We start from the raw sequence: 2,579 nt of genomic DNA, 5'->3' as shown, positions 1-2,579 counted from the left end.
CTCTCCCCCGCCCCCCCCCGGGGCCCGGGCCGGCGCCGGGCCCGCGGGCCGCACCCGGCCCGCCCCCCGCCCGGCCGTACCAGCTGTCAGAGGTAGGTGTAGGAGACCCCGTTGCTGGTACCGCCCGGAGTGGTGACGGTGACCGGTACCGTTCCGACCGCGCCGGAGGGGGCGATAGCGGTGATCTGGGTATCGGAGTCCACGACGAACGAGGTCGCCGGGTTGGCACCGAAACTCACCGCGGTCGCACCTGTCAATGCGGTCCCGGTGACGGTGACCGTGGTACCGCCGGCCGCCGTGCCCGACGCCGGGCCGACCGCACTCAGCGTGGGCGCCGCCGCGTAGGTGAAGGAGACGCCGTCAACGGTTCCTCCCGCAGTGGTGACGGTGACCAGTACCGTCCCAGCCGTCCCGGCAGGAGTGACCGCCGTGATCTGGGTGTCGGAGTCCACGACGAACGAGGTCGCCGGTGTAGCACCGAAATTCACCGCGGTGGTTCCGGTCAGGGCTGTTCCGGTGAGCACGACCGTGGTGCCGCCGGCCACCGGACCGGCATTCGGGGCGATGGCGGTCAGTGTCGGCACCGCGACGTAGGTGTACGCGACGCCGTTACTTGTTCCACCGGCGGTGGTGACGGTGACCAGTATCGTCCCGACCGACCCGGCCGGGGCGATGGCCGTGATCTGAGTGCTGGAGTCGACACTGAACGACGTCGCCGGGTTGCCACCGAAACTCACCGCGGTCGCACCCGTCAGGTTCGTCCCGGTGAGCACGACCGTGGTTCCGCCGGTCACCGGAGCGGCATTCGGCGCCGCCGTGGTCAGTGTCGGCACCGCCGCGTAGGTGTAGGCGATCCCGTTGCTGGTGCCGCCCACGGTGGTGGCGGTGACCAGTATCGTCCCGGCGGCGCCTGCGGGGGCGACGGCGGTGATCTGGGTGGCGGAGTCCACGACGAACGAGGTCGCCGGTGTGCCACCGAAATTCACTGCGGTGGCTCCGGTCAGGGCTGTTCCGGTGAGCACAACCGTGGTGCCGCCGGCCACCGGACCGGCATTCGGGGCGATGGTGGTCAATGTCGGCACCGCGACATAGGTGTAGGCGACCCCGTTGCTGGTGCCACCCACGGTGGTGACCGTGACCAGTACCGTCCCGGCGGCGCCCGCGGGGGCGATAGCCGTGATCTGGGTGGCGGAGTCGACCGTGAACGATGTCGCGAGGGTGGCACCGAAGCTCACTGCGGTCGCACCCGTCAAATTCGTCCCGGTGAGGGTGACCGTGGTTCCGCCCGCTACCGGACCGGAGTTGGGTGCCACTGTGGTCAGCGTGGGCACCGCGACGTAGGTGTAGGAGACCCCGTTGGTGGTTCCACCTGCGGTGGTGACCGTGACCGGCACTGTTCCGGCCGCACCCGCGGGGGCGACGGCGGTGATCTGGGTGGCGGAGTCCACGACGAACGAGGTCGCCGGTGTGCCACCGAAGCTCACCGCGGTCGCTCCGGTCAGGTTCGTGCCGGTGAGCACAACCGTCGTCCCGCCGGTCACCGAACCCACGTTGGGCACCGCCGTGGTCAGTGTCGGCACCGCCGCGTAGGTGTAGGCGATCCCGTTGCTGGTGCCGCCTACAGTGGTGGCGGTGACCAGTATCGTCCCGGCCGCTCCTGCGGGGGCGACGGCCGTGATCTGGGTGGCGGAGTCCACAACGAACGAGGTCGCCGGGGTAGCACCGAAGTTCACCGCGGTGGCTCCGGTCAGGGCTGTTCCTGTCAGTACGACCGTGGTGCCGCCGGCCTCCGGACCTGCGTTGGGTGCCGCCGTGGTGAGGGTGGGTACCGCGACGTAGGTGTAGGAGACGCCGTTGCTGGTGCCACCCACGTTAGTAGCGGTGACCGGCACTGTTCCGGCCGCACCTGCGGGGGCGACGGCGGTGATCTGGGTCGCCGAGTCCACCGTGAACGAGGTCGCCGGGGTAGCGCCGAAGTTCACTGCGGTGGTTCCGGTCAGGGCTGTTCCGGTGAGCACGACAGTGGTTCCGCCGGCCACGGGACCTGCGTTGGGTGCCGCCGTGGTGAGGGTGGGCACTGGGACGTAGGTGTAGGAGATGCCGTTGCTGGTGCCACCCACGGTAGTAGCGGTGACCGACACTGTTCCGGCCGCACCTGCGGGGGCGACGGCGGTGATCTGGGTGGCGGAGTCCACCGTGAACGAGGTCGCCGGGGTAGCACCGAAATTCACTGTGGTGGCTCCGGTCAGAGCTGTTCCTGTCAGTACGACCGTGGTGCCGCCGGTCACCGAACCTGCGTTGGGTGCCGCCGTGGTGAGGGTGGGCACTGGGACGTAGGTGTAGGAGACGCCGTTGCTGGTGCCACCCACGGTGGTGACGGTGACCGGCACTGTTGCGGCCGCTCCGGCGGGGGCGATGGCGGTGATCTGGGTCGCCGAGTCGACCGTGAACGACGTTGCCGGGGTGGCACCGAAGTTCACTGCGGTGGTTCCGGTCAGGGCTGTTCCGGTGAGCACGACAGTGGTGCCGCCGGTCACGGGACCGGCGTTCGGTACCGCCGTGGTGAGGGTGGGTACCGC

Annotated in this window: 1 protein-coding gene; it reads right to left on the bottom strand. The window is 69.9% G+C overall.

Features of this window, described 5'->3' with window-relative positions; genetic code table 11:
- Positions 1–86: 86 nt before the first annotated feature.
- A partial coding sequence (locus ACLML9_RS28370; RefSeq protein ID WP_411948369.1) for a beta strand repeat-containing protein occupies positions 87–2,579 on the bottom strand: 2,493 nt, incomplete at its 5' end.

This window comes from Nocardia sp. NPDC002869 (assembly GCF_046764065.1).
Taxonomy (GTDB): Bacteria; Actinomycetota; Actinomycetes; order Mycobacteriales; family Mycobacteriaceae; genus Nocardia; species Nocardia rhamnosiphila.
Note: the sequence above shows the minus strand (reverse complement) of the source record. Positions and strands in the feature narration are given on the sequence as shown.